Origin of the sequence: Corynebacterium uterequi (assembly GCF_001021065.1) — a bacterium.
GTDB classification, from domain to species: Bacteria; Actinomycetota; Actinomycetes; order Mycobacteriales; family Mycobacteriaceae; genus Corynebacterium; species Corynebacterium uterequi.
This window is the reverse complement of the sequence record NZ_CP011546.1, coordinates 1,626,780-1,639,274: the sequence shown is the minus strand read 5'-3', so window position 1 is coordinate 1,639,274 and position 12,495 is coordinate 1,626,780. Positions and strand designations below refer to the sequence as shown.

The 12,495-nt window shown below is 64.2% G+C and carries 10 protein-coding genes; 3 read left to right on the top strand and 7 right to left on the bottom strand.

Annotated features, from left to right (window positions below; genetic code table 11):
- The first annotated feature begins 57 nt into the window (after positions 1-57).
- Entirely contained in the window at positions 58-765 is a 708-nt protein-coding gene (locus CUTER_RS07590) for a VIT1/CCC1 transporter family protein (protein ID WP_047259928.1), read from the top strand.
- On the opposite strand, the gene CUTER_RS07585 is transcribed toward CUTER_RS07590, so the two are convergent.
- The 6 genes from CUTER_RS07585 to CUTER_RS07560 form a co-directional block, all read right to left on the bottom strand.
- Complete coding sequence (locus tag CUTER_RS07585; RefSeq protein WP_047259927.1) at positions 762-962, bottom strand: hypothetical protein; 201 nt, start codon at positions 960-962, stop codon at positions 762-764. The genes CUTER_RS07590 and CUTER_RS07585 overlap by 4 nt on opposite strands.
- A gap of 61 nt (positions 963-1,023) precedes the next feature.
- A complete protein-coding gene (locus tag CUTER_RS07580; protein ID WP_047259926.1) occupies positions 1,024-2,466 on the bottom strand; it encodes an MFS transporter in 1,443 nt (480 codons plus the stop codon).
- 44 nt (positions 2,467-2,510) lie between these two features.
- A complete protein-coding gene (locus CUTER_RS07575) occupies positions 2,511-5,084 on the bottom strand; it encodes an ABC transporter permease (RefSeq protein ID WP_047259925.1) in 2,574 nt (857 codons plus the stop codon).
- Entirely contained in the window at positions 5,081-5,764 is a 684-nt protein-coding gene (locus CUTER_RS07570) for an ABC transporter ATP-binding protein (protein WP_047259924.1), read from the bottom strand. Before CUTER_RS07570 ends, CUTER_RS07575 begins: the two co-directional genes overlap by 4 nt.
- Positions 5,761-6,288 carry a PadR family transcriptional regulator gene (locus CUTER_RS07565; protein ID WP_047259923.1) on the bottom strand — a complete coding sequence of 176 codons (528 nt, stop codon included), beginning with the start codon at positions 6,286-6,288 and terminating at the stop codon, positions 5,761-5,763. The genes CUTER_RS07570 and CUTER_RS07565 overlap by 4 nt, the downstream gene beginning before the upstream one ends.
- A gap of 170 nt (positions 6,289-6,458) precedes the next feature.
- Complete coding sequence (locus tag CUTER_RS07560; RefSeq protein ID WP_047259922.1) at positions 6,459-7,130, bottom strand: hypothetical protein; 672 nt, start codon at positions 7,128-7,130, stop codon at positions 6,459-6,461.
- A gap of 912 nt (positions 7,131-8,042) precedes the next feature.
- Between CUTER_RS07560 and CUTER_RS07555 the strand changes: the two genes are divergently transcribed.
- Entirely contained in the window at positions 8,043-8,483 is a 441-nt protein-coding gene (locus CUTER_RS07555) for a GNAT family N-acetyltransferase (RefSeq protein ID WP_052844075.1), read from the top strand.
- A 42-nt stretch (positions 8,484-8,525) separates the two neighbouring features.
- Positions 8,526-9,017, top strand: coding sequence for a carboxymuconolactone decarboxylase family protein (locus CUTER_RS07550; RefSeq protein WP_047259921.1), 492 nt, complete (start codon positions 8,526-8,528; stop codon positions 9,015-9,017).
- A gap of 361 nt (positions 9,018-9,378) precedes the next feature.
- Here the strand turns inward: CUTER_RS07550 and CUTER_RS07545 are convergent, their stop codons facing one another.
- Positions 9,379-12,492 (bottom strand): type I restriction endonuclease subunit R, encoded by a 3,114-nt coding sequence (locus tag CUTER_RS07545; protein WP_047259920.1) that lies wholly within the window; start codon positions 12,490-12,492, stop codon positions 9,379-9,381.
- Positions 12,493-12,495 lie beyond the last annotated feature (3 nt).

Sequence of the window (12,495 nt, the reverse complement as noted above, 5' to 3'; positions counted from 1 at the left end):
GTGAGGGTAGGTTTTACTTCGTTGTAGCGGGGTTCGTTACCGGTTTAAATAGATGTCATGGTCGCGACTCAGCTTGAATTCGAACCCCACGCAGATAACGTTTCACAAAAAACTAACGCCCTCCGCGCCGGAGTGCTCGGCGCCAACGACGGCATTATTTCCGTAGCCGCGCTTCTCCTCGGTGTCATTGCTGCCGGCATGTCGCCCCGGGCAATCCTGCTCTCGGGAGCCGCCGCCACCATTGCCGGCGCGGTGTCTATGGCACTGGGTGAGTACGTGTCCGTGTCCTCCCAGCGGGATACCGAGCGCGAATTGATTGCTAAGGAGCGCGCCGAATTGCTGCACTTCCCGAGGGAGGAACACGAGGAGCTCGTGGGGATCCTCGAGGGTTTTGGTTTGCAGCGCGCCACTGCTGACCGGGCGGTAAAAGAGATCGCGGAGGCGGATCCGTTGAGCGCCCACCTTCAGCTAGAGCTGGGGATCGACGAGGAGGACCTCACGAATCCGTGGGTAGCTGCCGGGGCCTCGGCGGCCTCGTTCGTCCTCGGGGCGGTGCTGCCCCTGGCGGCAGCGGTTCTGGCCTCCGGTGGGGCGTCGGGGCTGGTTGTCACGGCCGTGACGATGCTGGCTCTGGCCATTACCGGTGTCATCTCCGGACACCTGTCCGGCGGCTCCACGGCGCGGGCGACGGTGCGCCTGCTCCTCGGCGGCGCCGCCGGGTTGGCCGTGACTTATGGCCTGGGTTTGCTCTTCAACGTGGCCTAAATAAACAGCACGGCGGCCACCGAAATAGCGGTGGACAGTGCGAATAGAGCCGCTACCGCGGCGAAGATCACTGGGAGGAAACGCTGCATCGGGTCCTCCACCGCGGCCACCTCCTGGCCCACCAAGTCATCCACCCAGTTCAGTGAGCGGGCGATCTCTGCCTCCACAGTCCGGGCGAGTTCTGCGTCGTCGATCATGAGTCATAAAGCTAGTCCGCGGCCTTCGTGGGCGAATGTCCCAGCCCACGAGCGGGGTAAATCAATCGGTTGATACCGTCGCTGCGCCTCGACGCCAGTAGCCGATGGCCGCCACCAGGCAGGCGCACATGACAGCGGTGATGACGCCGTAGGTGACACCGAGCGCCTGCGACCAGGCGGCCGCCCCGGTGCGCTGTCCGACCACGCCAAAGAGAACACCGGTGAGCATCGCGTTGCCGATGGCAGTGGTAATCCGCTGGACCGTCTGCGTGACACCACCAGCAACACCGCCACGGGAAGCAGGGACGTCGAGCATCGCCTGTGTCTGGTTGACCGACCCCATCGCCCCCTGCCCGATTCCCTGGACGAGGAAGCTGATGGACAGCCACCAGAGGCTCAGCCCGGCAGGGACGAAGAGCACGACGACGGCCGCGGATCCGATCCCCAACGCCATCGCGGCCACAGCCGCCACCTGCAGGCCACGGCCGTGGGAGATCGAATACCGACCGGCCCACAGCGACGCCACCGCGGAGGCAACGGCGTTGGGCAGGCCGATGAGTGCTGCGGCCATGGCCGAGGAGCCGAGGCCGTTTTGGACGTAGATGGCGACGGTGGCGAACACCGAGGTGATGCTCAAAAACTGCAGCGCCGAGATGCCCAGACACCAGGAGAAAGAGTGCAGCTCGAAGAGCCGAAGGTCCACCATGGGGGCGTGGCCTCGGTCCCGGTACGCCCGTTCCCACAGGATCCAGGCCGCCGCGATAACGACCGCCAGCGGCAGCGCGATCCACATCCATGGGTTGTTGTGGGAGACGAAGGGCAGCATGATGCCGACGACGGCGATGACCAGGAGCAACACCCCCACCGGATCCACGTCGATCCGGCCTCGCTCGGTGGCCGACGGCCGGTCGCCGAAAGGTAACCAACGCCACGTGGCAATGATGCCGATCAACCCCAAGGGGACATTGAGGCCGAAGGACAGCCGCCAGCCGATCTCTGGGCCGAAGGTGGAGATGAGCACGCCGGTGACGACGGGGCCGAAAGCGACGGACACGCTCACGACAAAACCGAAGAGCGCATAGGCGCGGGCTCGGGCTTGGCCGCGGAAGTACTGCTGGACGATGCCGGTGATCTGGGGAGAAAGGATGCCCGACGACGCCCCCTGGGCCAGGCGCAGCAGGTTGAGGGCAGTGGCGTCGGTGGCGAAGCTACACAGCAGGGAAAAGAGTGTGAAGCCGACGAGCCCAACGGCGAACACCTCCGAGCGGCCAAATAGATCACCCATGCGCCCCGAAGGAACGAGGAACACGCCGATGGCGAGGGCGTAGCCAGACAGCACCCATTGCAGCTGGCCCGGGGTGGCGCCGAGGGAGTTTTGCATCGAGCTCAACGCGACGTTGACCGAGCTGACCTGGACCAGCGCCATGGACAAAGCGATGAGCATGACGGCCAAAATGCGGTTACGGCTGTAGTGGCGGTGTGGATTTCCCGCGTTGATAACCATCGATGCCTCCCAAGCACGAATCCCGGTTTTAGACCAAGGTGATACTATTCTCCCCTCTGTCGAGTGGTGCAAATGGCAGGTAGCCGGCGATACATAAGCCAACCAGCGACCGCTGCCGCCGCCGGCGCCACGACGACGAGGCCCACCGCCAGCGCCCAATCAGGCCGGAAAAATCCGCCCTGGCCCGTGTATACCGTTACCTCATTAACGACGACGTCGGGCTCCAGGTTGAGCGCCCCGGCGGCGGTGGCCACCAGCCAGCCGATGGCCCCGCCTACCGCGGCGATTCCAGCGCCGTAGTACGCCCCGAGCCGCGATCCCAGTGACGGCGAGGCCCCGACTGCGGCCATGAGACCGAGATCGTCGCGGATCTGCTCGCGGGACAGCCACATGAGCACGATAGTGATAAAGGCGACCACGGCAGCGAGGAGGAAACCGACTATCGTGCTGGGCAGACCGATGGCGGCACTGGTGGTGCCGGGGATTCCGGCAGCCTTCAACGCCCGGTAGTCAGCTTCGCTGATGGGCTCGCTGGCGATGAAAGCGGTGCCGAGGTCCACAACCTTGGCGTCGAGCGCACGCGCTAGCTCCTCGGAGATGATCGGTGTGCCCAGGTTGGCGGCTCCCACCGGGGCGACTGGAGCGTCTGCGCTGCGTGGCGGCGGCATGTGCTCACCGTTGCTGACATAAAACTCCACGGTGTTCTCGCCATTCGACGCGCCTTCCGCGACGACGATCCCACCGGTGTCCAGCGCAGCCCGGGCGCCTTCTCGATCAAGTTCTGTGGGGAAGGCGAGGGCATTGACGACGTCATCGGTACCAATGATTGCGGAACCGAGGAGAAGCGCCCCTGAATCCAGGGGATAGTAGTCGGGGTCCACCGGTTGTGGAACGCTGATGATCTGTGGATCACCGTTGTCATCGGACGCCGCGATTCCGGTGAGTGGAACGGGGGTGACCTCGCCGAGATGCTCAGATATAAGGTCGCGCTGCGCAGCGCTCAGCTCGCCTTCGACGACGAGGACGTTCGACGGGATGACCCTGCCAACGGTGTGCGCGTCGCGGACCGCCAGAGTCTCAGCAGCTCCGGTAAGCCACGTGGCAAAGAAGGCGACGGCCATCACCGCGGACACTGCCGGCGCCGTGCGCAACGCGTTACGCGAGGCTTCGCGGGCCGCCAACCGCGGGGCCAACTTTGCGCGGGCCGTCAACCGCGAAAGGGCAAAGACGACCAGCGGGCCGGAGGCGAGCAGCCCCAAAAGCACCAGCACAACGAGGAAGAACCGGACCAGCGACAGGTTTCCGACGATGGTCGAGGCCGGTGTGAGCGCCGAGACGGCGAACCCGGCCACCGCGGCGATCGTTACAATCGGGCCGACGAGCATAGGCGCGCGGAACCGCAGGAGGCGATCCGGCCGGCTGCCCTCGATGGTGGCGCTCGTGGCGCCCCGGGTGGCGAGGTAGGCCGGCAGGAGCGAGGCGATGAGCGACCCGCCTACGCAGAGGGCGAAGATGCCCACGAGTCCCCACCAGTCAATCGCTGGCGGCCATCCAGGATTCTCGGAGTTAAAGCGCCACACTCCGACGGCGGTGCCGCTCGGAATGGCCAGGACGGCCGCGGTAAGACCGACGACGACGCCGTACGTCATCACCGCAACGTGGATGTGCCATCGGCGCGCACCCTGGGAGATCATGAGGGCGAAGTCCTGGGCGCGCCTGGCGGCGGTCGCGCTGAATACCGGGATGATGATGGCGGTGAGCACGATGCCGAAGGACAGTGGGATCATCGCCGCGAGCAGCATTAGGAACACCGTTTCGACGGCTGAGATGATTGGCCACGCGGCGTTTTCGGAGCGAGGAACGCCCGGTGGCAGCTCGTCGAGGCCCGGAGCGTCGGTGACCTCTACGGGTAAAACGACGGCGAAACCGGCGTTGTTGAGGGCCTGGAACTCTTCGTAGGTCAGGTCGGTGCCGCCGAAAAGCCCGAAGCTTAACTCATCGTCGAAGTCTTCGGACGTGGTGATGTGTGAGGGATCAACGAGGGATGGCTCCGCGACAATCGTTTCGATGTTGGGGCTTAAGGCCACCACGGTGAGGTCTACTGGCTTGCGCCCGTCGAGGGTCGCCGTGACGGTGTCGCCTACGCTGACGCCCAGCGTCTCCGCCTCGTAGTGGGCAAGGACGATCTCCCCGGCGTGCAGGGTGAAGGGCAGTCGCTCGGCGAGGGCGGCCGGCGTCAACTGCGTCACCGTGGTCGGTATGCTGACGTTGCCGAAGGTGAGCTCGGGGTATAGGAAGGCCGAGGTTTCGGCGGTCCAGCCGGCGGGAAGGGCCCGCTGGAGCCTGTCGAGTTGGCTGGTCGGCTTCGCCTCCGGATCCACGGGGGTACACCGATACTCAAAGTCATAAGGGTTTTGGACGCAGGTGTTCCCGGAGAATCGGACCTCGACTGGCGCGGTGCTCATCACGTTCGGATGGCTTTCCGACTGCGTGATGGTCGCCGCGACGCTTAAGACGAACGCGGGTAGTGCGACCATCAGCACAGCAAAGAGAAGCTTCAACGGGTGGCGAACGGCGTCGCGAACGCTGGGGCGGATGACGGCAGCAAGAGCTCTCATCGCTGCCCCTCGCTCAGTCGGCCGTCGCGGAGCAGGACGAGGCGATCCGCGAACGCGGCCAGCCGCGGCTCGTGGGTGACGATGATGCCGCTCGCCCCGTCGGTGATCCTACGGCGCAGGACACGCATGACGGTGTCAGATGTAGCGCTGTCGAGGGCGCCGGTGGGCTCATCGGCCAAGATGATCTGGCGCGAGCCAATGAGTGCCCGCGCAATGGCGGCGCGCTGGGCCTGGCCACCCGAGATGCTCTCCGGGAAGCGGTCTGCGATGTCCTCGAGCCCAACCTCGGCCAAGGCGGCGAGGGCGAGCTCACGGCATTCGGCCGGCCGACGGTTGTCGAGCTCCAGCGGCAGGGCCACATTCTCGGCGACAGAGAGTGTGGACAGCAGGTTATATCGTTGGAACACCACGCCGAGTTTGCGGCGGCGCAGTTCCGCTGCGTCGGCGGGGGAGAGACCGCCGGTGGGCTGACCGTCGATGAAGACCTCGCCGCTGGAGGGCGTGAGAAGAAGCGCGGCGGCGTTGAGCAGCGTCGTCTTGCCGACGCCCGATGGGCCCATGACCGCCACGAGTTCACCAGGAGCGAGCTCAAGGGTGACGTCGTTGAGGGCGGTCACGGCCCGAGGGCCGGTGCCGAACGTCACCTTTAGGTCCTGAAGTCGCAGGGTAGGAGTGGTCATTGGTCCTCCTCGGTGGTGGTGTGGATGAGCATTTCGACGCGATCGAGCCAGCGGGACTCGGCCTCTAAGTCGTAGATGCGCTTTTCGATAGACAGAGTGTGGGCGGTGACTGTGGTGCCCAGCTGGCGGTTGAGCTCGCGCAGCTGGTTCATGGTCGCGTGCCGTTGGATGTCGAGCAGCGGGAGGATGTGTTCGGCTCGCGTGACGGCGGCAAGGCTGATTTTCAACACGAGCTCATCGCGGTCGGCGCGCTGGGCGGCGGTCGGGCTGTGCCACCAGGAGGACAGCTCGTCGTGGCCTGCGGTGGTAGGGGTGTAGATGGGCGTTGGGCGGCCATTTCCGCCGGTTACTTCGCCGGCGCCGGAGATGAGCCCGTCGCGTTCTAAGCGCGCGAGGGTCTGGGTGACTTGGCCGATGTTGAGTGGCCAGATCGAATCCGTAGCGTCATCGAAGGCGCGTTTGAGCCCGGCAGCGGTTCTGGGTTCCTCGGAGAGAAGGGCGAGGAGACAGTGCTTGATACTCATGGCGGGTAGTGATTCCTTCACTGGGAGGTTAGTGGGTAACCTACGGAGTAAATTACTGGGTAACTTGAGCTATGGCAAGAGCTCTCAGCGAGCAACGCGCGGAGGCGGGTAACGCAAACGCCCCGACCCTTTAGAAGGTCGGGGCGAAGAGGAGGCCGGGAGAAGTAGTGCTACTTCTCCGCGCGCTTGCGGCCGAGGAGCAGACCACCGGCCACCATGAGGATGCCGACAATCAGCAGCGCCCAGCCGGCGATGGTGGCAATGGAGCCCACCAGGCCCCAGCCGTAGACGTTGAGCAGCGTGCCCTTGAGCATGTTGCCATCGAAGAACATGTCATTGACCAGGCTCTTTAGCTCGGCGTGCTCGCGGGCCGCCTGGTACTTGGTCTTCGGGTTCTCCGACTCCTTGGTCATCAAGTACTCGAGCTCTTCTTCGGAGGCCTTCGGGTTATCCTTGGCCAGCTCCTCCTTGAGCTCTGCTTCCTTATCCGCGATCACCTTGCCGAGACCGTTGTAGGAGCGGTACTCCTCCGGAACACCGGCGAACTTGGCGGAGCTCTGCATGTGATCGTTGATGTACTGGCTGTACGCACGAGCGTGCGTGCCGTTGCTCATGGGCTGGTCCGCGAAGGGACGAAGGTCCTCGGCGGTCTCTTCGCTGATCATCCCACCCTTGACCTGCTCGTCGATGGACTGCTCCGACGGCATGGTGATTTGCTGCTGAGCCATCTGCTCGCCGATGAAGTCATCGGCGAAAGCTCCAGCCCATAGGGCGAGGCCACCCACAACGATGAGGACCGCGCCAACAATCGCGGCAAGGGTCCGATAAACCTGGGAAACCATTGATTTCCTTCCTAGAAACTGCACCGGCGAGGCGTAGCGATGGCCTCGGAAACTCTGGAGGCTTCTCTTGTGCGCTCTCACACTACCACTGCTGACATGGCACCAATAATGTGGTAGTGGCCATGGTGAAAACCGGCCTTAGGCGGGCCTCGCTCGCCGACTCCGTGGCCGTATAGATTCCGCATGATCGAGCAGGTGCGCAACCGCTCACTAGATGCCGAGACAGGGCGGTATCCAGCCAGCGAAGCCCTGGTAGTTGGAGGTTCGTGAAGGCAGATCGAGGGGCGCCCAGTGTCAGCCACCCAACCGGGAGTTCGGGCGGCGTAACGACAACATAGGGATCCTTCCCGGCCGTAACGCTATCGTCCGTTTGGTCGGGGCAGAGCCTGCCCAACGGTATGGCGATTGGTCCCAGCGGATCCGCTACAGGAGTCTGACGTTTGATGGGGGCACGCTGCTATCGGCGCTGCTACCGGCCACCACAGTCTCGAGTTAGCTCACGGCGCTGCCTGTCTCACCACTGTGATTACGAAAGGCCCGCTACACCACCCGTTAGAACTTGACCCAACGGTGGCGTTAGCGGCGCCGGTTGGCGCCAAAGGATTTAGGCCACCCCTCGCGAGCGCCTACAGGTGTAGCCGGTTCCGGCAGTGTTTTTATAGCTTCAGATGTGTGTGGCCTGGCAGTTGGGTGCCCCTGGTCCAAGCGAGCGCGTCGGAGGCGGCTGGCCCAGCTTGGGGGTGGCGGAATATCGTCTAGTACCAAACCGTTGTTATGAGTGATGTCATTGAGATACGGAATAAATGGCGGTGAAAATTATCGCCGAAAGGATTAAATGCCGGATTATTCCTCAACCATATGGCATATTCCGTACGATCTGATCGCTACTACTAGAAAGTCTGAACTGCGATCATGAATACCCCTCAAGGGATCAACTCCCCGGACTCGAACCTACGAGATAAGGCCGGCGCCGCGGTTGTCGTCGTGAAACTGCCAGCACCCGCCGAGGCCGACCCTGCGGCGCCGGCCGCCTACGCTATCTACCTCAAGGAGAAAGGCGCCGTCGTGGGACAGACCTACTATCTTGATCTCCCAGCCGACTCCGGCACCGACCGCATCTTCTTTCATACGGAGGTGCCGAAGGAGTACGGCGGGCGCGGCCTGGCGGGTATCCTCGTCGATCAAGCTCTGAAGGACACCCGGGAGGAAGGCTCGGTTACCGTCGTTGCCGTTTGCCCGGTGGTTAAGCACTACCTGGACACCTATGGTGAGGAATATGTCCAGGCTGGCGGGAGTTTCCGTAAGCCTACCCCTGCAGACATTGCGTACCTCAACCAAATCCTAGGTATGTAGGCCGAGGATTTATCCTTCATACTCGTTTCAAGGAACACACTTATGGTTGCTGATAAGAAGCCGCGTCCCTTCCTCGATAAGACTAACGAGGACATTTACCAGGCGATGAGCACTGTGGCGAAGCTAGTGCGTAAAACCGCGGCGAAGGCGGGAGTACCGCGGGCTTTACTGGAGCTGGTCAATGTCCGGGTTTCCCAACTCAACGGGTGCCCTACCTGTTTGAGCGTGCACGTTCCTTCCGCTGAGCAGGCAGGCGTAAAGCCGGAGAAGATCATGGCGCTACCGTCGTGGCGCAACGCTGATATTTACAGCGCTGAGGAACGTGTCGCCCTTGCCCTTGCCGAGGCTTTGACCGTACCGGCTGCGAACACCCACGTGTTGGACAGTGCCAGCGTTGACATCCGCGATGAACACGGCTCGGAGGTCTTTACACAGGAGCAACTCGCCGCTGTGGAATGGTCGATCATCACGATCAACACCTTCAACCGGATCTCCATCGCTAGCGGACACCCGATTCTGCGTCCCAAGTCCTAACACCTGAAAGCGCGCGAGCCGCTCTATGAATCGGCCGCGAAAGCGGCGCGAGCGCTTGCAGCATTTGGCTAACGGCACACCAGTGACCATGGACCATCCCCGGGGCCGCACGGCTCGTGGCGCCCGCAAAGCTCGGATCGCAGGCCGCGAGGGGATGTCAAGGCGACCAATACACTCACCCCGCCAGCCATTCGGAAGAAATGCCGGCGGGGTGAGTGCTAGGGGAGGGTTACCCGAAGGTCACGGAGAGGGGCTTTCGGAAAACCTGCTGGCCTGCCGCAGGGCCGACGTCCGGGGAACCCGATCCCCTCGCGGTGCGGGGAAAATCCCCCGCGCCTTCCGACGTCGGGCCGTTGGAGCTTTAGGACCGGGCGGGCTCGCGGGCCGCCGCGTGGGCGAGGTGCGCCAGGACAGCACGCAGCGCGTCCATCGAACCCTGATTGACCAGGAAGAACTCCTCAATCGAGCGATCCTCCTCCATCACCGTGACGATGGCCTCCTCGATGGCCTCGGTGAAGGCCGGGGCAGCGGCGATCTGATCGGGCGTGTTCTCGGCGGCCAGCGCGCCGACCGAGGCGTTGGGCGCAATGGAACCCCACACCCGATAGACGAACCCACGGGTCGCCGCATCAGAAACGTGAATGCCGGCGCGGGCCAAGATGTCGTTGGCCTCATCAACGGCCTCGTTGAACGCCGCAGTCGTGGCCGTGCCTTCGCCGGCCGACGCGCCAGTAAACGTCGGGACGTCGAGCTCGCCTTGTCCGTCGGCCAGGCCCAGGTTCACCTCGACCTCGGCCGGGCTGGTCGCCACGCCGATGACGTCCACGCCGCTGATGTCGACGATGGACTTTCCCTCCTCGTGGAGGTTGCGCATGAGGTACGTCGCCAGGATTGCCCGCTTATGCAGGGTGGTATCCCCGAAGTTGACGATCTGCGACAGGAACTCCCAGGTCTTGACGTAGGTGCGCAGTTCGGCGCGGAAGTCGAGCAACGCCCCGACCGCGTCCGCGTCGTCGTCGATGCGGGCCTGTCGCATCTGGGACGACCATTCGTCGACGATGGGGGAGATGAGCGCGCGGAACGCTTCGTGGTCGATGATGTCGTCGTCGGCGGTGTAGGCCGCGGCTACGGCGTCGAGGTCGTCTTCGTCGTAGAAGCCGGCGCCATCGAGGGAATCGGCCAGGTCGAACAGGGCGTTGGGGTCGACCTCCCCGGCCAGTTCCGCGGTCTTGTAGTACGTCTTGAACGAGTCGAGGATGCCGGCGGGGTTGTTGACGAAGTCGACGACCATCGGCGCGGATTTGCCCGGGTAGATGCGATTGAGCCGGGACAGGGTCTGTACAGCGGCAACGCCGGAGAGGACCTTGTCGACGTACATGGCGCACAGGCGCGGCTCGTCGAACCCGGTCTGGAACTTCGAGGCGACGAGGAGCACCCGGTAATCGGCGTCGCTGTCCTTAAACGCGGTCTCCACGTCGGACAGCCCGTTCATCGACACTTCGGTGACTTCACCAACGCCGGGCACGGACAGCGACCCGGAAAATGCAACGAGCGTCTGGAACTCATCGGCCCAGCCCTTGTGCTCGATGTACTTCGACATCTCCACCGCCCAGCGGTACGCCTCCTTGCGCGACGAGGTCACCACCATTGCCCGTGCCTGCCCGCCGAGCAGGTGGGCGACGTTGGCGCGGAAATGCTCGACGACGACGGCGACCTTCTGGGCAATGGAGGTTTCATGTGCCTTGGCGTAACGGACGATCTCGCCGACGACGTCGCCCTTGTCGACCATGTCCTCGCGGCCCATGGCGTCTTTGACCTTGATGAACATGTCGTAGGTCGAGTAGTTGGTCAGGACGTCGAGAATGAAGCCCTCCTCGATAGCCTGGGCCATCGTGTACTCGTCAAAGGGCACCCAGCGGTCCTCACCGTCGACCTTCGTGCCGAACAACCGGACCGTCTTGGCCTTCGGGGTGGCGGTGAAGGCTACGAAGGTGATGTTCGCCGCCGTGGACACCGCCGCGTCGGTGGCGGCGAGCAGGTCGTCGGCGTCGATGTCCTCGTCGTCCTCGCCGGTGGGCACGGACATCGCCAGCAGGCGGCGCAGAGCGGCAGCCGAGCTGCCGGTCTGAGAGGAGTGGGCCTCGTCGGCGATGACGCACCACTTGCGGGCGGCGAGTTTGTCGTCGCCGCCGATGCGCCGGATGACCTCGGGGAAGGTCTGCAGGGTGCAGGTGATGATGTGCCCGCCGTCGGCCAACGCCTGGGCCAGCACCGGCGACTTCGCCCCGCCGGTCGTACCCACGGGGACGAACAATCCCTTGGAGGCCGGCAGCATCGCGATGTCCTCACGCAGGTTGCGGTCGAGAACCGTGCGGTCGGAGATGACGATGACCGAATTGAAAGTCTTGGCCGTCCCGGTGTAGTGGCGTACCAGCCGGTGGGCCAGCCACGAAATGGTCATGGTCTTGCCGGACCCGGCCGAGTGCTGGATGAGGTAGCGGCTCCCGGCGCCCTTGGCGGCGATGTCGGCGGTGACGGCTTCGACGGCGCGCATCTGGTGGTAGCGCGGGAAGATGAGCGTGCCGGGGCTGGCCTTGCGGCCGCGGCCCGAGCCGGGCTTCCACACCGCGAAGGATTGCAGGATGCGCAGGAACTGGTCACGTTCCAGGACCTCGCGCCACAGGTAAGACGTTTCCGAGCCGTCGTCACACGGCGGGTTGCCGGCGTGGCCGTCGTTGCCTTGGTTGAAGGGCAGGAAGCGGGTGTTCTTGCCGTCCAACTTCGTGGTCATGCGGACTTCCGAGTTGGACACGGCGAAGTGGACCAGGCACCGGCCAGGGGCCAGCAGCGGGCGGGTGCGCGACGGTTCGCGGTCGACCTTGTATTGGGTTTCGGCATCGTCGATGGTCTGGGTGTTGTCCGTTTTCAGCTCCATCGTCACCACGGGCACGCCGTTGACGAGCAGCACGATGTCGATGGTCTGGTTCGTCTTCGTGTCGAAACGCACCTGGCGGATGACGCGCAGCCGATTCATCTCCGCGTGCTTGGCGACGGTGCCGACGACCGGGTTGGCCGGCGGGAAGGAGACCATGCCGTCGAAGGTCGCCGTGGTGCCCACGGCCATCGACTTGTGGGAGAAGCCGTTGCGCAGCGTGCCTATGAGGCCGCCGCGGGAGCCGCCCTTGGTCCGGTCGGCCACCGGCTTGCGGTCCAGTGAGCGGACCAGCCCGTCGATGAGGGACTTTTCGGCCAGGGCGCGTTCGACCTCGGAGAGGTGTTCGGGGACGGCCTTGACGTATTCGTCGGGGAAGCGGGTCCGCAGCCACCAGAGGGCGTCGGCGGTGTGGAGGGCCAGGCGTGGGTTGAACCCGGTGGAACCGGCGTCGGGTTCGTAGAGCCACCCGCGTTCGGCGAGCTGGCGGCAGATGGCGTCCTCGAAGCCGTACTCGAGGGTCTTGGCGGCGGCGGTGGTCATGGG